The following is a 20,204-nucleotide window of genomic DNA, read 5'->3' on the forward strand; positions in this document are numbered from 1 at the left end:
GCGGCATCAGGAGGCCCCGGCCTCCGGCGGGGTACCGTGTCTGCGACTGGAGGTGGCAGATGAGCAACGGCGAGACGCCGCTCGGCGGGCAGTACGACCCTGACGAGCTCGAAGAGCTGGAGAGCCAGGCCGAGCGCCGTGGCACCGGGCGAGGGCTGATCATCGGCCTCCTCATCGCGGCGGCCGTGGCGATCGCCGCGATCGTGTTCGTGCTCATGAACCCGCTCGGGCAGCAGGCCCCACCAGACAACACGGCCCCCGTCACGACGTTGCCCCAGGCGACCGAGGTGGCGGTCCCGGAGACGCTCATCGTCACGGCCACCCCTGGCCCGACGGTCACGGTGACCGAGACCGCGGCCCCAGACCCGGACGCCGAGGCGTCCGCGGTTCAGGTGTCGCTGAGTCGTGCCTACTGGGTCCCGGACCAGCGCGTGATCTCAGCTGCAGCGCTCGTGTCCGCCACGGAACCGGGCGGGACCTGCACGCTCGTCTTGAAGAACGGGCCGGTGACGTTCGTCGCGACGGCGTCGGCGGCCGCTCCGACCTCGGCCGGCACCGATGCCTCGAGCTGCATCGTGAACCTCCGCGACGAGTCGATCACCCCCGGTGATTGGGAAGCGGTCATGCAGTACGAGGGTCCAGCTGGGAGTGGCGTGAGCGCTCCGATGACGGTCACCGTCACCTGACCCCGAGCTCGTGGTGCGGCGGGCTCCCGGTCGGCCATCGGATCGGCGAGCTGCAGCTAATCTGATCGGTGGCCGCTACCAAAGGGGAATGCTCATGACAGCTCGCGTCACCGTCGCCACCCGCACGAAGAACCGTCCGCTCCTGCTGCGTCGGGCCCTCGACAGCGTGCTCTCGCAGACGTTCGCTGACTTCGAGCTCGTCATCGTCAACGATGCTGGCGATGCCGAGGCGCTCGATGCGCTGCTCGAGCCGTTCCTGGAGCGCGCGGCGGGACGTCTTCGCGTGGTCACCAACGTCGTCTCGAACGGTCGCGAGGCGGCCATGAACGACGGATTCCGGGACTCGGATGCCGACTACCTGGTGCTGCACGACGACGACGACAGCTGGGCTCCCGACTTCCTGCAGAAGACGGTGGACTACCTCGACGCGCACGCCGAGGACGCCGGAGTCGCGACGCGCACTGAGGTCGTCTTCGAGCGCGTCGAGGGCGACACGGTCATCGAGGAGTCGCGCGAGGTGCTCGCCGACGACGCTCACGCGGTCACGCTCATCGGCACCATGCGACGCAGCACGGTGCCGCCGATCTCGTTCCTGTTCCGGAGGAGCGCCTACCTCGAGGTCGGCGAGTTCGACGGTTCGCTGCCCGTGCTCGCGGACTGGGATTTCCTGCTCAGGCTTCTGACCAGGCACACCGTCGGCTTCATCAGCGGCGAGCCGCTCGCGTTCTGGCATCAGCGGCTCGCGTCGCTCGGCCCTGACGGGAACAGCGTCGTCATCGCTGCCGACGAGCACTCCGACTACGGCACGATCATCCGAGACCGCTACCTGCGCAAGGCGCTCGACGGGGGCGGGGGGATCGGCCCTTCGCTGCTCGTGACGAGCCTCTTCGAGGACATGGAGCGCTCGTCTGCGGAGTCGAGGCGACAGGCGAGCGAGTTCTCGCAGGTCTCTCAACTCAAGCAGGCCGAGGCACTGGAGGTGACGAAGGTCGCTCTCCTCCTCGAGATCGCGAAGCTCGAGCAGCAGCAGCGGGACGTGCTCCAGTCGCTCGACGTGCTGCACACGGTCGCCGAGGTCGCGCTGCCCGTCGTCAATGGTGCGCGGCGAGCAGCGCGCCCAGTCGCCAAGACCGTCCGCGCCGGGAAGAAGGTCGCCTCGAGCATCGGCTCCCTCGTGAGGGCCGGCGCAAGGGTCGCGCTCAAGAGCCGTCGGGGCGCAGGCGCAGGCGCCGGGGACGGGGCAGCCGTGCACGAGGCTGGGGTTGTCAGCATTCGTCCGGAGATCGTGAACACGCCCATGCCGCTCGTCGCCGCCGGTCGGCCTCGCGAAGATGCGCGGCTGAAGGGCAAGACGCCGAGGCGCGTGGCGTTCTACCTCTTCTTCGACCCGGAGGGGCAGGTCGATGACTACGTCCTCCACAAGCTGACGGCGCTTCGTGAGCACGTCGAGCACATCTTCGTCGTCTCGAACTCGCCCATCTCGGATGAGGGCAAGGCGCGGCTCGCCACGGTCGCGGACACGGTTCTCGAGCGTGAGAACAAGGGCTTCGACGTGTGGGGGTACAAGGAGGCGCAGGAGCACTTCGGATGGGATCGACTCGCGGAGTACGACGAGCTCATCCTCCTCAACTACACGTTCTTCGGGCCCATCTTCCCGTTCGGTGAGATGTTCGACCGAATGGATGCCCAGGACGTCGACTTCTGGGGTATCACGAGCCACGAGGCCGTGACCCCCCACCCGCACCACGGCGTCGGCAGCATGGCCGGGCACATCCAGTCGCACTGGATCGCCGTGCGACGAGACATGTTCCTGTCGGACGAGTACCGCGAGTACTGGGCGGACATGCCGATGATCACGTCGTACTTCGACTCCATCGACCGTCACGAGGGCCGGTTCACGAGCTATTTCGCGAGCCTGGGCTTCGTCTACGAGCTGGCCTTCCCCTCGGAGGACTACCCGTCTCAGCACCCGATCTTCGACAACATCTCGCTCATGCTCGACGACCGTCTGCCGATCCTGAAGCGACGCATCTTCTTCCACGACCCGGACTACCTGGACAGGCAGGCGATCATCGGTCGCGACGTCACGGATCGTCTGGAGCGCGCGGGCTTCCCGATGGACCTCATCTGGTCGAACGTGGTGCGCAGCGCGAAGCCGCGCGTGCTGCACACGAACTTCTCCCTGCTTGAGATCCTCCCCGATCTGGAGGAGCGCGACGCCACGGGGCGGGAGCTCCTCGAGCGCACGCAGCTCGGGCGGACCGCCGTGGTCGCGCACCTCTACTACGACGAGCTCATCGACGAGATCGTCGATCACGCCGCTCGTGTGCCCGGGGAGGTCGATCTGTACGTGACGACCACGGACGAGACGAAGCGGGCCGCCATCCGCGAGGCCGTCGCGCGTCGCGGCTGGGGGGACCGGAGCGACGTCCGCCTCGTCGAGTCGAACCGGGGCCGCGACATCTCGGCGTTCTTCGTCGGCTGCGCGGATGTGCTGCGCGACGAGCGGTACGAGTTCATCGTCAAGATCCACGGCAAGAAGAGCGTCCAGGACGGATGGAATGCCGGGCAGTGGTTCAAGCGCCACCTGCTGGAGAACCTCCTTCCGAGCGAGGGGTACGCTGCGAACCTCTTCGCGCTGTTCCAGAAGCACGGCACGCTCGGAATGGTCTTCCCCCCGGTCATCCACATGGGCTATCCGACGCTCGGACATGCCTGGTTCCTCAACAAGGGCCCCGCCGGGAAGCTGCTCAGGCAGTTGGGCGTCTCGACGCCGCTCGACGACTCCACCCCCGTCTCGCCGTACGGCTCGATGTTCATCGCTCGCCGAGAAGCACTGCGGCCCATCGTGGACGCGGGCTTCACCTGGGATGACTTCCCCGGTGAGAGCGGGTACCAGGACGGCACCCTCGCGCATGTGCTCGAGCGCATCGTGAGCTACGCCGCGCACGGTGAGGGCTTCCACACCCGGACCGTCATGAACACCAGGATGGCGGCCATCAGCCACACGTTCCTCGAGTACAAGCTGCAGGAGCTCGCGTCGTTCGTGCCGTACGGTCACGCGATCGAGCAGGTCCCGTATCTTTCCGACGTGCTCGGTGGCGGTCCAGGTGTCGCGCCTTCTCCGCTCGGCGCGTTGAAGCGATACGTGGCTGAGCAGAACCCGGCTTCGGCGCGAGCGCTGCGCCCTGCGTACGCTGTGGCCCGGAAGGTGTACGCGCAGGTGCGCTCGGCGGGCGGTGGACGCCCCTCCTGATGCGGTGCTGGTTGGTGCCGTCCAGAATGCGGGCCAGCTACTATCAATGTCATCATCCGTAGCACCCGTCCTGGGATCTGACCTCGAAAGCACTTATGCCGCTCACGCTTCAACAGGCGTTCGACCCGCGCGCGAACAGCATCGGCTTCCTCCGTTGGTTCCTGGCCTTCGCCGTCATCTTCGCTCACGCTGGTCCCCTGGGGGGCTTCTACGGTGGTCACGACCTCGGGTCCCAGCTCTCCACAGAGCAGTCGCTGGGTGGCGTGGCTGTCGCGGGTTTCTTCTTCTTCTCCGGGTTCCTGATCACGAAGAGCCGTCAGGGCAAGTCGACGATCTTCCGCTTCTTCTGGCGCCGCGTCCTGCGCATCTTCCCCGCCTTCTGGCTCGCACTGCTGACGACGGCGTTCATTCTCGCCCCGATCGCGTGGCACCGGGAGACCGGGAGCATGGCCGGCTTCTGGGACGCATCGACGGAGTCGCCGTTCACGTACTTCATCAACAACATGTGGTTGAACCTCGGTCAGCGCAACATCGCGGAAATGGGTGGAAGCCTGCCGTTCGCGACGCTCGGGGGCTACGACTGGAACGGGTCGGCGTGGACCCTCATGTACGAATTCCGGGCGTACATCATGATCGGCTTCCTCGGCCTGTTCGGGGTCCTGTCGAACCGCATCGTCGGCGGGCTGATCGCCCTGGCCCTCATCCTCGTGAACGCGCTGACCTGGAGCGGGTGGGTCGACATGCTGTCGATCAGCCCGTTCATGACGAACCCCTTCAACGCGATGTTCTTCGCGCCGTTCGCCTTCGGGATGCTGTTCGCCTTCTTCGGCGACAAGATCGTGATCGACGATCGGCTCGCGGTCTTCGCGATCGGAGTCGCGTTCTTCGCCTACAACTACGGCGGGTGGAACATGTGGGGGCAGTACTTCCTCATGTACTTCCTCATGTGGTTCGCGATCCGCACCCCGAAGCTCAACAACTGGGAGAAGCACGGCGACTTCTCGTACGGGATCTACATCTTCGCCTGGCCGCTCATGCAGTTCGGCGCCTACTTCGGCCTGCAGAATGCGGGCTGGCTCGTCTATCACCTCGTCATCGCGATCGGCGCCCACGTCTGCGCCTACATCTCCTGGCACGTCATCGAGAGCCCGGCGATGAGCCTCAAGAACTGGACTCCTCGCTGGCTCACGTGGGTCATGGATCGTTGCAGGCCCCCGCTCGACCGGGTCAAGGCGCGACTCGTGAACGTCGACTACTCGTCGAGCAACTTCGCCAAGCGCGTGCGCGCTGAGCGCGCAGAGCAGATCAGGAGCGAAGCATGACGAGCACGGGGCCTGGGAGTCTGAGGCCGGAGAGCGGCTTCGAGGAGCCGCCGTCGAAGCAGGGGCGCGTCACCTGGGCCCAGCGGTGGCACAGGGTTCGGCTGATCCCCTTCATCCTCCTCCTCGTCTGCGCGTTGATCGCCGTCATCAGCGGACGCATCACCCAGCAGACGCTTGCTGCGGCGGATGCCCTGCCGCCCGAGCAGGGGCCGGCGTCGGCCGCGTTCGCGCTGCCCCAGGAGACCTGCGCGCCCACCCTGGCGAACCCCGTCACGGGGGATCCATGGTCTGCGGAGAACGCGGATGCGAGCGAGGCGGCATTCGAAGAGAACATGGGCGCCCTGCCGGCCGGCGGTCACTCCTATGTCGAGGGCAACGACGATTGGGTGTTCTGGGGAGACGAGCAGGCCAACAACTTCTCCCAGGCTCTCGGGCGCAGCTACCTGGGTCAGGAGGAGGCCGAGGAGTGGGCGAGCTACTTCCGGACCGTGCAGGCTCAGCTGGCCCAGCAGGGAACGGACCTCATCATCCAGGTCGTGCCAGCTGACTGGGCCGTCCTGCCGGAGGAGCTGCCGGGCTGGGCGCAGGAGCTGCGCGGCCCGACGAACCTCGACCACCTGCATGACGCCTATCCCGATCTGCCGATCATGGACACGCGTCAGCCGCTGCGAGACGCGGCCGTCGATGGAGACGTCTACGCGAAGCGCAACAGCCACTGGACCCCGTTCGGCGGCGCCGTCGGGTGGGCGACGCTCGCCGACTGCCTCGGCTCCGTGGACGCCAAGTACGAGCCGCTTGCGCCTCTCGACTTCTCCGAGGTCGAGCCAGTGGTCGTCTCGAGCGAATTCGAGGCGTTCGGTCTTCCCTCGCTCGACGTGCCGACGATGATCCCGTCGCTCGAGGCCTCTGCCTCTCCCATGAGCGTGTCGTTCGCCGATGGCTCGACCGAGGAGATGACGACGAATGTGGGGCTCGACATGCTCCTGCTTCCGGCCACCACGGTGACGGAGAGTCCGCAGAGCGATCTGAAGGCCCTCGTGCTCAGGGACAGTCAGGGGAGCAACATCGCTGCCGGCTGGCAGGCGGGGTTCGCGAGCACGAAGCAGATCCGCCATTCCTTCGACGACCCGAACGCGAGAGTCGACGTGCTCGGCGAGGCGGCTGAGTTCCAACCCGACGTGGTCATCTACGAGATCACGGAGCGGCACCTGAACTTCGTTCCCGTGCTTCCCGAGTAGGCGGTCCGCTCAGGGCGGGGCGCGGCCCTGTCGTTATCCTTGGTCCCGGACTGCGGCCAGCTAGGCTGGCGCTTCAGCGACAGAAAGAGACGTGAAAATGGGCACTTGCCTGGTCACGGGAGGTGCAGGCTTCATCGGCACGGCGCTCTCGGCGCTCCTGCCGGCGCACTTCGAGCGCGTGATCGCGGTCGACAGCCTCCACCCGCAGGTGCATCCGCACCCGACTCGTCCCGCCGCACTCGACGAACGGGTCGAGTTCGTGCACGGGGATGTCACGGACGCCGCGATGTGGGATGCGCTCCTCGCAGACGCGGCACCCGACGTGGTCATCCACCTCGCCGCCGAGACCGGCACGGGCCAGTCCCTCACCGAGGCGACAAGGCACGCGGCGACCAACGTCGTCGGCACCACGGAGATGCTCGACGCGTTCGTTCGCGCCGACAAGCTCCCCGAGCGAATCGTCCTCACCTCCAGTCGCGCCGTATACGGAGAAGGCGCGTGGAGCGACGCGGCAGGTGAGATCTCCTACCCCGGGCAGCGCAGCGACGCGATGCTCGCCGCCGGTCAGTGGGACTTCCCGGGGCTCACGCCGCTTCCGTTCGTCTCGTCTCGGGTGACGCCGAACCCGACCAGCGTCTATGGGGCGACAAAGCTGGCGCAGGAGCACATCCTGACCTCGTGGTGCCTTGCCATGGGGGTCGCTCCGGTGCTCTTCCGCCTGCAGAACGTCTACGGTCCGGGGCAGTCGCTCATCAACCCGTACACCGGTATCGTCTCGTTCTTCGCGCAGCGCGCGAAGGCGCACGAGGTGATCCCCGTGTATGAGGACGGTGAGATCGTCAGGGACTTCGTGTTCATCGACGACGTGGCGAGCGCGCTCGTGCGTGGCGTCCTCGTGCCCGCCGAGCAGGCGAGCGCCTCGGCTTCGGCGCCGTACGACATCGGGTCGGGGGAGGGCACGTCGATCCTGCGCCTCGCCGAGCTCATCGCAGCGCACTACGGAGCCCCCTCTCCTGTCATCAACGGCAGGTACCGGAACGGGGACGTGCGGCACGCGTCGTGCGAGATCGACTCGGCGAAGGCCGCCCTCGACTGGGCGCCGTCGACCATGGTGGATGCTGGAGTTGTCGAGTTATGTCAGTGGATCGATCAAGAGGTGCAGAAATAGCAGAGACCCAGCTCAGAGAGCGACCGAACCTGGTCGCTCGCTTCGGCGCAAGGTACCCCACTATGGGGCTGCTGCTGAACCTCACCCTGCGCGAGATCCGCTCGCAGTACAACCGGACGGCGCTCGGGCGCATCTGGTCGCTGGTGAACCCGCTCGCGCAGATCGCGATCTTCTCTGTCGTGTTCGGGTTGCTCTTCGTCGCCGAGCCGCACGTCGGGACCAACTCCGGCCTGCAGAACTACGCGCTCTGGGTGGCCTGCGGCATCATCCCGTGGACCTTCATCTCGGGCGGCATCATGGGCGCGATGAGCGCGCTCATGGCCAACATCGGGCTGCTCACCAAGGTCTACTTCCCGCGGCACGTGCTCGTCACCTCGAGCGTGCTCTCGCTCACGACGACGTTCGCGATCGAACTCCTGGTGCTTGCACTGCTGATGGGCATCGCGGGTGGCCCGAAGCTGCTCATCGTCGTGCTCCTGCTCATCCCCATCGTGGCGCTCACGGCCATGTTCGTGCTGGGCATCGGCCTGATGCTGTCCGTCGCGGTCGTCTACTTCCGCGACGTGCAGTACCTCTGGACGATCTTCAACCAGGTGTGGTTCTACGCAAGCGGTGTCGTCTTCCCGGCGTCGCTGGTCCAGCAGGCGCAGGACAAGCTCACGACAGATGGCTGGAACATCTTCGGGCAGCCGGTCCCGCTCATGGCGGTCTTCGAGCTCAACCCGGCCCACCAGTTCCTCGAGGCGTATCGCTCCGTGCTGTACGACTTCGCGGTGCCGTCTGTCGGCACATGGCTGACCATCACCGCATGGGCGGCGATCATGCTGCTCGCGGGCATCTTCGTCTTCCGAGCGAAGCAGAACCGAATCGTGGAGGAGCTCTGATGACCGGACTTCCGGCAGTGCGCGTCGACAACGTCTCGAAGACGTTCCGCGTGCATCACGACCGCAACCAGTCGCTCAAGGCCACCGTGCTGCAGGGCTACCGTTCCAAGTACGAGGACTTCTGGGCTCTGCGCGATGTCTCACTCGAGATTCCCGAAGGCAAGACCTTCGGGCTGCTCGGGAACAACGGCTCAGGCAAGTCGACGCTGCTGAAGTGCATCGCCAAGATCCTCGCGCCGAACCAGGGCAAGATCGAGACGCGCGGGCGTCTCGCTGCGATGCTCGAGGTGGGGTCTGGATTCCACCCGGAGCTCTCCGGACGCGAGAACGTGTATCTCAACGGATCGATCCTCGGCATGAACAAGCAGGAGATCGATCGGAAGTTCGATTCCATCGTCGACTTCTCCGGGGTCGAGCAGTTCATCGATCAGCCGGTGAAGAACTACTCCTCCGGCATGTACGTGCGTCTCGGCTTCGCCGTCTCGATCCACGTCGAGCCGGATGTGCTGCTCGTGGACGAGGTGCTCGCCGTCGGCGACATGCAGTTCCAGGAGAAGTGCATGGAGAAGTTCGCGGAGCTCAAGCGCGAGGGACGCACGGTTGTCGTCGTCTCGCACGGGCTCGAGCAGATGCGCACGTTCTGTGACGAGGCCGCCTGGCTGAGCCATGGCGAGTTGCAGGCGGTCGGGGTCGCGCGCGACATCATCGACGAGTACTCGAACCGCGAGCACGGGGCCGTCGACGTCGAGCAGGGCGGCACTCGCTTCGGGACGGGTGAGGCGCAGATCACGAAGATGGAGATGCTGTCGGACGATCGGGGTGACACTCGGAGCTTCCGCACGGGTGACCGGGCGGTGATCCGCCTCCACTACAAGGCCGAGGAGCGCATCCCCCGGCCAGTGTTCGGAGCTTCCATCGACCACGTCGAGGGCGTCTTCGTCTGGGGCAACCACGGTCTCGACGGCGGCTTCGTGCCTGACTCGATCGGGCCTGGCACCGGGTCGATCGATATCGAAATCCCACGCATCACGATGAGGCCTGGCGCCTTTCAGCTGAGTGCATCCATTCAGGACTACGACTGCGTGCAGACCTTCGACGCGTGGCAGCGTGCGGTCACGTTCAACGTCGGGCCCGGGACTCCGTTCGAATCCGGTGGGCTGATGACGCTCGACTCGAAGTTCGGCGCGCATGTGGTCGACTCCGGCGAGGTCTCCGGACCCCCCGAAACGCTCGCCGCGCATCGTGTGACGGACGACCGGACGTAGGTCGAAGCCCGGGTGCTCGGACGCGGCCCCGCTTGCTCGGATTCATCCGGGGGAGCGGGGCCGCGTCTCGCTGTTCGGTCCTGTCGGCCTTCGCGGAAGGCCGCCATAGTGCATGTTGCAGAAATTGCCCGGATTTCTTGCTCGGCGTGTCGCCGCGGGCGTGGCGACCTCGTGCGCGGCGAGTTCCGCGGATTGCCGGGCTTCGCGTCCTGTTTTCCTGGGTCAGGTGTGACATATGTGACTCATGTGAAAGGAGCGACGGCTGTGGTCTTTTGTGGCCCATGTGTGCATACTTGGAAACTGCTGAGCGTGTCGTCTCACTACGACCCGACCGGCTCCTCGGTTTTCGACGCGTAGGGAACTCATGTTTCGCAGAACAATTGCCATTGTGGCCACGGCGGCAGCAGCCGCTGCGGGCCTGCTTGCCTTCCAAGCGGTAGCACCTCAGGAGTTCGGCGCTGAGACGGCGTCCGCCGCTGGGTCGTCGTTCGACCCCGGCAACATCATCAGCGATGAGAACTTCTACGACGGTTCCGCGATGACCGCAGCCGAGGTGCAGCAGTTCCTCGTCTCGAAGAACGGCTCGAGTTCCTCGACCGCCCTGCGCAACTACACGCAGTCGACGCCGTCGATGCCAGCCACCTCCTACTGCAGCGCGTACCCGGGTGCCCCCGGGGGAGAGTCGGCGGCGAACATCATCGCCAAGGTCGGCCAGGCGTGCAACTTCAGCGCCAAGGCCATGCTCGTCCTCCTGGAGAAGGAGCAGAGCCTGGTCTCGATGTCGAGCCCGACGCTGGGGCGCCTCGCGGCGGCCACCGGCTTCGGCTGCCCGGACACGGCGCCGTGTGACGCGAGCTACGGCGGATTCTTCTACCAGGTCTACAACGCGGCACGACAGTTCCAGTACTACAAGGCGAACCCGTACAGCTTCAACCACATCCCGTTCGCAACGAACAATGTGCTCTACAACCCCAACTTCGCGTGTGGCTCGTCCGCCGTCTACATCTCCAACTACGCGACGGCCGGCCTCTACAACTACACGCCGTACCAGCCGAACCAGGCAGCGCTCTCGAACATGTACGGCGAGGGCGATGGATGCTCCGCGTACGGCAACCGCAACTTCTGGCGCATGTACACCGACTGGTTCGGAGACGCCCAGGGCACCGCAGAGCGGCCATCGCTGATCCAGGCTGAGGGGACGAGCGACGTCTACTTCCTCTCCGACGGAACCCGGTACCACCTGACGGCCGATCGTGTGGCGGGCTTCACCGAGGCGCTCGGCGCAGTCGAGACGATTCCTGCCCAGGAGATGTCCTGGATCCCGTGGGGAACCTGGGTCGGCGAGATCCTCGAGGGCCCAGACGGCCCGGTCTACATCAGTGACGGCAAGTGGTGGAAGCTCCGCGGCTGGGCGACCGCTGCCAGCTACGGCTTCCAGCAGGGCCAGGTTGCCAAGATCACCAAGGAGCAGCTCGAGAAGTTCGAGGGCGGCTGGACGCTCGAGTCGTTCGTGAAGACCGACAACGGCCAGGTGTTCCTCGTGCAGAACCAGACCAAGCGCGAGGTCTCGAGCCTCACAGCGCTGCGCGACTTCGGTCTGTACACCGCCGTGACCAACCTCAAGGACGGCGCGCTCGACTTCCTCCCCACCGGTGAGCCGGTCCTCTCCCGTGGCGCCGTCGTGACGCCGCTTGACGGGTCGCAGACCATGCTCCTCGGCGACGAGGGCCGCGGCTACGCGGTGTCGTCTGAGCTCCGCAAGCTCAGCGAATTCAACGTGACGGGCAAGCTCGGCGACGCCTTCGCGCAGGTGACGAACTCGGGTTCCCTCGACTCGTCGCTCGTCTCGGACGGCAGCAAGTCCTACCTGATCACGGACGCTGGCCTCTTGCAGGTCGCGACGTCGGCCTACGGCGTCGGTCGATTCACGCCGGTCCCAGCGGATGCCCTCTCCGGTCTCAGCAAGCTCGGCTCGACGCCGGGGGCGCACCTGGTCAAGGAAGTCGACGGATCCAAGGTCAACCTGGTCGTCGGCGGCGAGCGTGTCGAGTTCGGCAGCGAGGACGACGCGAAGAAGGAAGCCGCGAGGCGTGGAAGCGACGAGGTCGTCTACACCGTCGCGAACGGGACCCTCTCGGACATCCCGACCGGGAACGGCATCACCAACGGCGCACTGCTCAAGACGCCGAGCAGTGACGACCTCTACGTGCTCGACGGCGCTCACCTGGTCAAGATCGCGAATGCGCAGCTCGCTGAGGCCTATGGCTTCGGTGGCACCGCGCAGGTCATGACGCAGGCGTCGTTCGACGGCATCCCCAAGCGCGACTACACCATCGACAGCGCCCAGTTCGTCTGCAACGATCAGACGCTGCTCGCCGCCGAGGGACAGGCGCACCCCTACCGCAGCGCTGAGCTCCAGGCCGCCTATGGTCTCGAGAGCGAGACCTTGAGCCCGCAGCTGTGCGGTGTCATCCCGGTCTCGCAGCAGCCTGCAACCGAGTTCATCACGACGGCCAAGGGTGCCTGGTACGCCATCATCAACGGCGAGAAGCGCCTCATCGGCTGGCCTGAGATCGGCGTGGCCATGGGCATGCCCGAGCGCGGCTCGCTTCAGGTCGTCGACAGCGTCGCGGACTCGTTCCCGACGGGATCGACCCTGCTCGGGGCTCCGGCCGGCTGGCCTCTGCCCGACGACACCGCGACGCCCGAGCCCACGGCGACACCCGAGCCGACCGCAACGCCCGAGCCGACCGAGTCGGCGACGCCGGAGCCCACGGCGACGGTCACGCCTCAGCCGAGCGGGACCGCCACACCTGAGCCGACCGCGACATCGACCTCCGCGCCGACCGAGACGCCGTCAGCGACGGCCACGGCGACGCCGAGCGAGACCGCGACTCCGACGCCCACGGAGACCGCAGAGCCTGCGGTTCCACTCGAGTCCGGTGATGTCATCACCAACAAGGCGGGTACCGGCGTGTGGATCGTCAACGGCGAGAAGCTGCTGCAGCTCGGCTCACGCGATGTCGCAGCTCAGATCGGCCTCGACATCGAGAACGCACAGGTCGTCCCGGCCGCGAACTTCGATGCGTTCACCGGCGCCACAGCTCCGCTGTACACGTCTGCGGTTCTGCTCGGAGACGTTCCCTACATCGGCGTCGACGGACAGCTCGTGCCGTTCGCGAGCCCTGCCGATGCGGAGGCCTTCGGCCTCGTGTTCACACCCCTCGCGCCGGAAGTCGGGGTGAAGCTGAGCGTGGCAACCGACGCTGAGCCCATCGGCTCGGTGGTGCAGGGTCCTGACGACAGCTTCTACCGCGTGATCGACGGCAAGCTCTCGCTCATCGACCCGAGTCTCGCGGAGCCGACGGCTACGCCGTCCGAGACGGCGCCAGCCGAGACCACCCCGGCCGAGGCAACCGAGACCGCGACCACGGACCCGGACGCAACACCGACGGAGACGGCGACGGCTGCCCCGACCGAGTCTGCAGCGCCGACCGAGACGGCTTCGGAGGGGCCGGCCGCTGAGTCGCCCGCTCCGACCGTCGACGAGGCGCCGACCACGGAGGGCATGCCGGAGGCCACACCGCCGACGACGTTCCGCCTCTCGGTCGAGTTGTTCTCGATCATGGGCCTCGGAGCACCAGTCGCCGAGTAGCCCAGGGCGCGCGCGTCCGAGAGCCCGCTCCTCCACCCCAACCGGGTGAGGGGGCGGGCTCTTCGCCTTTCCCCCGAGCGCCGAGTCAGACGAGGACGAGCTGAGGCCTCGGCTAGACTGGCCGTTCTTGTGAAGGGACGAAGATGACGCAAAGCGAACGGGTTCTCGTGACCGGGGCCGGTGGTTACATCGGCAGGCACGTGGTCGACGCACTGGTTGCACGGGGCCAAGAGGTGACCGCCGTTGTCCGTCCAGGGAGCGCCGCCACGATCAACAGCGAGGCTCGAGTCGTCGAGTTCGATCTGCTGGCACCATCCGCAGATTTCTCCGTCCTGCTCGAGCCAGCTCCGACGGCCGTCGTGCACCTTGCCTGGGAAGCGGGATTCGCGCACAACGCCCCGGTCCACATGCAGAAGCTCTCCGACCACTTCAGGTTCCTGGAGGCGGCGACCGAGGCTGGCGTGCAGCGGCTTGCGGTCCTCGGGTCCATGCACGAGATCGGCTTCTACGAGGGCATGGTCTCGGCTGAGACGCCCACGAACCCGCTCTCGCTGTACGGCATCGCGAAGGACGCGCTCCGGAAGTCCTCGACCCTCGCTTTCGGCGACCGGGTGGCCCTGCAGTGGCTGCGTGCGTACTACATCTTCGGAGACGACCGCAACAACAAGTCGATCTTCACGAAGCTTCTCGAAGCCGCCGCAGATGGCAAGAGAGAGTTCCCCTTCACCTCGGGGGCAGCGCGCTTCGACTTCATCCATGTCGCCGAACTCGGGCGCCAGATCGCAGCCGTCGCCTCGCAGGAAGAGGTCACGGGGATCATCAACGTGGGCTCTGGAACGTCCGTGTCGCTTGGCGAGCAGGTCGAGCAGTTCATCCGAGACAATGATCTCGGCATCGCACTGCAGTACGGCGCTTTCCCCGACCGACCGTACGACTCTCGCGAGATCTACGGTGACGCCACGGTGATTCGGGAGCTCATGGCCAAGGACGCTGCCGGAGTCCAGGGCACAGATCAGCGCTGACGGGCTCTCCGGGCCCTGACGGGCTCTCCGGGCTGACGGGGCTCGAACCCGCTGCCCGCACTGACGTGATCCTGCCGCGCGCGGCGGGGACGCATGCGCTGCGTGCGCACGCGCTCCATTCGTCCAGAGCGGAGTGCGCACGTGCCCCGGCACGTCCTCGTGAGTGCGGCCACGCGCACCAGTAGGCTCGGTGCTCGAACGGGCCTGCCGTCGGACGGGTGCGCGCGATAATTGGGGGGTCCGTTGGCTGTAGAGGCAGTAGAGGCTGTGAAGCTGAGCAGGGTCGAGCAGGGGCTGAGTCGCCTACCGAGCTGGACCAGGAACGAGCTGCTCTGGACCGCCGTGGTCTTCGTCGTCGTCACCATCACGACCTGGCTTCGCATCGCCCCGGCCGAGCAGCAGGCGCTGTGGGCCGAGGACGGACCGGTCTTCCTGCGGCAGCAGCTCGAGAACGGCACGTTCGCGTCCCTCCTGCAGCCCTACGCCGGCTACCAGCACTTCCTGCCGCGCCTCTTCGCGGCGGGCCTCGTCGAATTCGTGCCGATCGAGCACTTCGACAGGGGCGTCTTCATCCTCTGCGTGCTGTTCGCCGGCTTCGTGGGCGCCGCCACCTTCCGGCTCACGCGGGGGATCCTGCGCTGGCTGCCGGCGAGATTCCTCATGGCGATCGTCCCGGTGATGGTCCCGCTCCTGAGCCGCGAGATCATCGGCGATCTCGCGAACATCCACACCTACTGCCTCTGGCTCGTCGCGTGGATCGCGGTAGCCCAGATCAACTCGAGGCGCGAGGGCATCTTCTGGGCCGTCATCGCGCTGGCGTGCGCGCTGTCGGAGTTCCAGGCGGTCGTCGTGGTGCCCTTCATGCTGCTGAGGCTCATCTGGAACAGGACGTTCTCCCACGTCATCGTCTCCGTGGGCGCCCTCGTGGGCGCCGGCGCGCAGGTCTTCACTTGGCTGAACTACCCGAGAGGGACAGAGTCCGACGAGGTCGTGGAGATCGCGGACGTCATCATCGGCTGGCTCGCCAACGCGATTCTCCCCATCTGGAACGGGGACGTCGAGGCCAACGCGGTGTACCTCGCAGAGAACGGCACCTGGTTCCTGTGGCTCGGGCTCATCCCCTTCGCGCTCGCAGCTGTCATCGCCCTGGTGTGCGGCAAGAATCCGGAGCGCTTCGCGCTGGTCACGCTCCTGCTGGTCTCCGGCGCGACGTTCGGCGGGTCCCTGATCGTCAACCCGTTCTGGTTCTTCAGGTTCGCGGACATCGAAGGGGAGGTCTGGCTCCTGGTGCTGCTCAACCTCCGCTACGGCGCGTCAGCCGGCATGTTCGCGCTTGCGTGCCTTCCCTTCGCAGCCTCGGCGTTCGTCTCGAGAGTGAGTCCGAAGCTGCCCGTCTTCAGTCGCGTCGCAACCCTCGGGGTCACCCTGCTGTTCTTCGCCTACATCGCCATGCAGTGGCCGGAGGTCGACAACGCTCGCGACGAAGGCGCGGCGTGGACCCCGCAATGGCGCCAGGCGCTCACCGTCTGCGAGGCGAACCCGGCCGCGATCTACCAGTTCGAGACGGCGCCCGAGTTCCGCAAATTCGATATCCGCTGCTCCGACGTTCTGCAGCAGCCAGGCACCTAGGGGCTGCTGGTCACCCTGGCCTGCTGAGCAGGTGTGGTGCTGCGAAGCTTCGGGAAGACGAAGAACGCATCGAAGAGTCGGAAGCGGCGCAGCCAGCAGGCGAGGTAGCTCATCCCGAGCGCGCCGAGCGTGCACGCCCAGAAGGTCGTGTTCGAGTCGACGACGCCGGCCTCACCCATTCGGAAGGTGATCCAGATCTGCGTCGGGTAGTGGACGACGTAGAACACCACGGAGTTGCGGCCGATGTACTGCAGCCACTTGGCGGCGTCAGCGCCGCGCCCCTCGAGAGCACCCGTGACGCGGCGAACCCACATGATGATGCCAGCGATGCCCGCAAGGACGACCGGGATCCACAGCACGGACAGCCGATCGATCACGGTGCCGTTGTCGGCACCTGCGACCTCGCCGGTCGGGTTGTCTATGGTGGGGCCGTCGAGCGCATCGACGAGCTCGCCAGGGCCCCCAGGGGAGACGCCGAGGTGGCCGCCGAGGCCGAAGTAGTAGGCGTGGTCCTGAGCCACGAGCAGCAGGCTGAAGGTCACGGCGATGGCGAGGAGGCCGAGCATCCACGGAATCGTCTCGAATCGCGTGAAGGTCGCCCGCCACGTCGCGACGAAGTGCCCCGCGAAGAAGAACCCGCCGTAGTAGGCGAGGTTCGTCAGGTCCCCGTCGGGGAGCAGCACGCTCAAGCTCCACAGCACGACCGGGACGATCGCGAACAGGGGTCCGCGGACGCGTGCGAGGAGGGGAGCTGCCGCGTAGTAGATCGCAAGGAAGAACAGGAACCAGAGCCAGCTCGTCGCGATCCAGGCGCTCGGATCCATCCACTCTTCCTGCCCGGAGACAAGCCAGTAGATCACGGCCCACACGAGGTACGGCCACACGATGGTCCGCACCTTGCTGACGTAGTAGACGCCTGCCGGCTTCGAGAGCGACCGCCCGAGCAGCATGCCGGAGAGCACGAGCAGCATGCTCATGCGGTACGGGCCGAAGAACGTGTTGAGGTCGGCGACGAACTCAGTGGGCGGCACGAAGATCAGGATCACCGGCAGCGCCGAGGCGTGGAACAGGATCACGAGCAGGATCGCAGACCCCCGCAGGAGGTCCATCCACGTCTTGCGTCCGCGCATGGGTTCCGTCGTGTGGTGAAGAGAAGTCACAGCGTCAGTCAATGCCCTCGAGTCGATTGCGTTCGATGATCGGCAGCGGCCCGGTCTTGGTCGAGATGGTGCGCCTCGGCAGCGCCGGGAGGTCCTGGATGCGCAGCTTCGAGTAGATCGCCAGATAGCAGAGCAGCAGCCAGTTGCCCTCGACGAGCAGCCTCGACTCGGTCAGCGACTGCACGGTGAGCGCCACCATGAGGAGGAACGCGAGCATGGCCGTCGGCGGGAAGTCCCGCGGGCCGCTTGCGTCGGTCTGCGGCCGATCGACGGCGAGCCACCAGGTGCGGATGAGGGTCGAGAGCACGATGCCGACGAAGAAGAACGCTCCGATGAGGCCCGTCTGCATCCAGACGTCGAGGTAGGCGTTGTGGGCTTGCAGGAAGTGCACTCCGTCGACGACGAGGAGCCCCTTGAAGGGTTCGACCCATGGTGCCCAGTAGCTGATCCAGCCCATGCCCGTCAGCCAATGCTCGCTGCCGAGGCGTCCGACCTCCGCCCAGATGTCGCCGCGTCCCGACATGTCGCTCGAGCGGTTGATGAGGCCGAACAGCTGCGTGTTGAACTGCAGCACGACCCAGCCGATGATGAGCATGATCGCGAAGACGGCGCCGTACATGCCCCACCGCTGCGCGTTGCTCAGCGGTCTCGCCACGAAGACGAGCGCGACGGCGAGCAGCACGACGGCGCAGCCGACGAAGACGGTCGCCGATTTGCACAGCAGGATGGCGATGAGGCCGAGGGCGATCCAGGTGAGGGCGGGCCAGCGCCGCATCTGCTTCGCGTACCACTGCACGGCGACGGCGATGACGCAGAGGAGGGCGGCCATGGCGAGCAGGTTGCGATTGCCGAGGATGCCCTGGATGGCGCTTCCGGCGAAGATGTGGCCCTGGCTCCAGAGGAAGGCGGCCGGGACGGTCTCGGCGGTTGCTCCCGGGATGCCGGTCACGCGTTCGAGCTCGCCGGGGATGAGCAGCGCCAGGGGGAGCACCCCGCCGGGGAAGAAGAGGGCGACGACGACCTCGAAGGCCAGGGAGAGGCCGAGGATCCACCGCATCGCCGCGCTGAACGCCCGCAGGAACTGCGGCTTCGTGAGGGAGACGGCCATGGCAAGTGCCACGATGACGGTCACGAGCTGGATGCCGAAGCCGAGGAGCGACTCGGGGCGGTAGATCGACCAGATGATGGACAGCGCGCACCAGGCGACGAAGGCGATGAGCGCCGAGGGCAAGTGCATGATCTTCGGCAGCGGCTTCTTGCTCGCGAGCAGCCAGATGGAGATTCCGATGATGACGAGGACGATGACCCCGAAGCCGTACCAGGTCACGAGGTTCCGCCAGAAGTCACCCGCGAACGCTGTGAAGAACGTGAAGGTCGCGAACGCGGTGAGGCCGGGGCTGCCCGGGACCTGCGCGAAGAATCGGCGCCAGGGGGCGCGCTCAGTCGCGGCAGATTCAGCGGGGGTTCGGGTGGAGCTCACCGGCCTATTCTCGCGCACTTGCGGACGCCCCGGGTCCTCTGCCCCGCATGCAGCCCCCGATGCGTGCAGGAGGGGTGCTCACACGAAGGCTGCGTGGCCGGTGATCGACCTGCCCACGATGAGGGTGTTCATCTCCCTGGTCCCCTCGTACGAGTAGATGGCTTCAGCATCGGCGAAGAACCGGCCGACCCCGTAGTCGGCGACGATGCCGTTGCCGCCGCACACCTCGCGGGCCAGGGCGACGACCTTGCGCATGTTGCCCGTCGCGACGGCCTTCGCGAGCGCCGAGTGCTCGTCCTTCTGCGCGTCGGCATCGCCGAGCTGCGAGATGCGCACGCAGAGCGTGATGCTGGACGTGATGAGGCCGAGCGCGTCGACGAGTCGCTCTTGGATGAGCTGCCTGGCGGCGATGGGAGCGCCGAACTGGATCCGCTCCTTCGCGTACGCGAGCGCGGCCTCGTAGGCGCCGACCGCGATGCCGGTCGCGAGCCAGGCGACCTCGGCCCGGGTCTGACGCAGCACGGTGGCGGTGTCCTTGAACGAGTTGGCGTGCTCCAGCTTCGCGTCGGCCGGGACCCGGACGCCGTCGAGCGTGATGTCGGCGTTCTGCACGATGCGCAGCGACACCTTGCGCTCGATCTTGGTGGCGGTGAACCCGGGGAGCGAGGTGTCGACGACGAAGCCCTTGACCTGACCGTCTGCGACGTCCTTGGCCCAGATGACGACGATGTCGGCGAACGTCGCGTTCCCGATCCATCGCTTCGCGCCGTTCAGCACCCACTCGTCGCCGACTCGCTCTGCCGTGGTGGTGAGGCCCCTGGCCGAGTCGCTGCCTGAGCCCGGCTCGGTCAGGCCGAAGGCTCCGATGAGCTCGCCGGAGGCGAGTGCCGGAAGCCATCGCTCACGCTGGGCGTCGGAACCGCACAGTCCGATGGCCCCGAGCGCGAGGCCGTTCTGCACGCCAACATAGGTGGCGACGCTGGCGTCGACCCGGGCGAGCTCGAGGGCCGTCCACCCGCGGAAGACGGCGGAGTTCGGGAACGGGCGCGTCTCCTCGAAGGCGAGGCCGACCACGCCGGCCTCAGCGAGACCCTTGACGATCTCGGTGGGGAACGTCGCGGCCTCCCAGTGCTCGTCGATGACGGGTCGCACGTCACGCTCGAGGTACTCGCGAAGCTTGGCGATGAGACCCCTCTCCTCGGCCGAGAGCTCGGCCTCGAGCCCCGTGAAGTCGCCTGGCAGAAGTTGCAGTTCGTTGTCGTCCATGACCGTCCTGTTCCGAGTCGCGCGGGTGGAAGGCGCTCCGCGATCGTCGGACCGGCGGCACCGGCTGCGGCGGCGAAGCGAGCGCTCCGCGAGCCTACGAAGCGTCACCATGCTCACGCCAGCGCCTTGGCGGAATCCGCGAAGTCGGTCGCGATTCGGGGCCGGGCTCTTGT

13 protein-coding genes are annotated in these 20,204 nt (G+C 66.7%); 10 read left to right on the forward strand and 3 right to left on the reverse strand.

The window, feature by feature from the left end; translation table 11 throughout:
- The first annotated feature begins 59 nt into the window (after window positions 1-59).
- The 10 genes from ITJ61_RS18995 to ITJ61_RS19040 all read left to right on the forward strand — a co-directional run bounded on the left by ITJ61_RS18995 (window position 60) and on the right by ITJ61_RS19040 (window position 16,125).
- Entirely contained in the window at window positions 60-686 is a 627-nt protein-coding gene (locus ITJ61_RS18995) for a hypothetical protein (RefSeq protein WP_104242981.1), read from the forward strand.
- A gap of 94 nt (window positions 687-780) precedes the next feature.
- Window positions 781-3,942: a rhamnan synthesis F family protein gene (locus ITJ61_RS19000; RefSeq protein WP_194687134.1), complete on the forward strand. Its 3,162-nt coding sequence runs from the start codon at window positions 781-783 to the stop codon at window positions 3,940-3,942.
- Window positions 3,943-4,037: 95 nt separating this feature from the next.
- Complete coding sequence (locus ITJ61_RS19005; protein WP_104242977.1) at window positions 4,038-5,264, forward strand: acyltransferase family protein; 1,227 nt, start codon at window positions 4,038-4,040, stop codon at window positions 5,262-5,264.
- Complete coding sequence (locus tag ITJ61_RS19010; protein ID WP_194687135.1) at window positions 5,261-6,502, forward strand: alginate O-acetyltransferase AlgX-related protein; 1,242 nt, start codon at window positions 5,261-5,263, stop codon at window positions 6,500-6,502. Before ITJ61_RS19005 ends, ITJ61_RS19010 begins: the two co-directional genes overlap by 4 nt.
- Before the next feature lie 97 nt (window positions 6,503-6,599).
- A complete protein-coding gene (locus tag ITJ61_RS19015) occupies window positions 6,600-7,670 on the forward strand; it encodes an NAD-dependent epimerase/dehydratase family protein (RefSeq protein WP_104242973.1) in 1,071 nt (356 codons plus the stop codon).
- A 62-nt stretch (window positions 7,671-7,732) separates the two neighbouring features.
- Entirely contained in the window at window positions 7,733-8,554 is an 822-nt protein-coding gene (locus tag ITJ61_RS19020; protein ID WP_104242971.1) for an ABC transporter permease, read from the forward strand.
- Window positions 8,554-9,819 (forward strand): ABC transporter ATP-binding protein, encoded by a 1,266-nt coding sequence (locus ITJ61_RS19025; protein ID WP_194687136.1) that lies wholly within the window; start codon window positions 8,554-8,556, stop codon window positions 9,817-9,819. The genes ITJ61_RS19020 and ITJ61_RS19025 overlap by 1 nt, the downstream gene beginning before the upstream one ends.
- 388 nt (window positions 9,820-10,207) lie before the next feature.
- Window positions 10,208-13,474 carry a hypothetical protein gene (locus tag ITJ61_RS19030; protein WP_194687137.1) on the forward strand — a complete coding sequence of 1,089 codons (3,267 nt, stop codon included), beginning with the start codon at window positions 10,208-10,210 and terminating at the stop codon, window positions 13,472-13,474.
- Between the two features lie 143 nt (window positions 13,475-13,617).
- Complete coding sequence (locus ITJ61_RS19035; protein ID WP_104242966.1) at window positions 13,618-14,496, forward strand: NAD-dependent epimerase/dehydratase family protein; 879 nt, start codon at window positions 13,618-13,620, stop codon at window positions 14,494-14,496.
- Between the two features lie 267 nt (window positions 14,497-14,763).
- Window positions 14,764-16,125 (forward strand): hypothetical protein, encoded by a 1,362-nt coding sequence (locus tag ITJ61_RS19040; protein ID WP_194687138.1) that lies wholly within the window; start codon window positions 14,764-14,766, stop codon window positions 16,123-16,125.
- Here ITJ61_RS19040 and ITJ61_RS19045 read toward each other — a convergent pair.
- From ITJ61_RS19045 to ITJ61_RS19055, 3 genes are all read right to left on the reverse strand, one after another.
- On the reverse strand, window positions 16,122-17,285 hold the full coding sequence (locus ITJ61_RS19045; protein WP_194687139.1) for an acyltransferase family protein: 1,164 nt from the start codon (window positions 17,283-17,285) through the stop codon (window positions 16,122-16,124). The genes ITJ61_RS19040 and ITJ61_RS19045 overlap by 4 nt on opposite strands.
- 4 nt (window positions 17,286-17,289) lie before the next feature.
- Window positions 17,290-18,765: an O-antigen ligase family protein gene (locus ITJ61_RS20445; protein ID WP_104242959.1), complete on the reverse strand. Its 1,476-nt coding sequence runs from the start codon at window positions 18,763-18,765 to the stop codon at window positions 17,290-17,292.
- A 78-nt stretch (window positions 18,766-18,843) separates the two neighbouring features.
- On the reverse strand, window positions 18,844-20,031 hold the full coding sequence (locus tag ITJ61_RS19055) for an acyl-CoA dehydrogenase family protein (protein WP_104242957.1): 1,188 nt from the start codon (window positions 20,029-20,031) through the stop codon (window positions 18,844-18,846).
- Window positions 20,032-20,204: the final 173 nt, after the last annotated feature.

Source organism: Pseudoclavibacter sp. VKM Ac-2888, from assembly GCF_015351285.1.
Classification (GTDB): domain Bacteria; phylum Actinomycetota; class Actinomycetes; order Actinomycetales; family Microbacteriaceae; genus Pseudoclavibacter.